The 584-nt window shown below is 28.1% G+C and carries 1 protein-coding gene; it reads right to left on the reverse strand.

The genetic code is table 11. The annotated features are described in order from the left end of the window. Positions 1-222 precede the first annotated feature (222 nt). Positions 223-584: glutamine amidotransferase-related protein (locus FUA24_RS00340; protein ID WP_187388117.1), on the reverse strand; the 362-nt coding region annotated here is incomplete at its 5' end.

The following is a 584-nucleotide window of genomic DNA, read 5'->3' on the forward strand; positions in this document are numbered from 1 at the left end:
TACTGTTGGGTTTCCTCTAGAGTCTAGAATCTGTCTAGCATGAATATTTATTATTGAACTCATAATTGGTTTGTTTATTTACTTTAATTTATACTTCAAATTTAAGGTTAAATCTTGTTTTTTTGGAGATGTTTTATAATATTTTTTTAAAAACACCGCTATAACGTTTTAGTAAAATATAAGCCTTAAAAACAGTGGTTTATAAGGCTTATATTAAATTTTTTATTTTTTTATATTTTCAATAAATTGATCAAATAAATATGATGAATCATGTGGCCCAGGGCTTGCCTCTGGATGATATTGTACTGAAAATACATTTTTGTTTTTCATAGCTATTCCTGCTACAGTATTATCATTTAAATGTACGTGTGTAACTTCTAAATCTGTATTAGCTTCAGCTTCTTCTCTATTTACAGCAAAACCGTGATTTTGTGATGTTATTTCACCTTTACCTGTTTTTAAGTTTTTAACAGGGTGATTAATACCTCTATGTCCGTTATGCATTTTGTAAGTTGAAACACCGTTTGCTAATGCTATTACTTGGTGCCCTAAACAAATACCAAATAATGGTAAATTACGTTTTA

It is taken from the genome of Seonamhaeicola marinus (assembly GCF_008085455.1).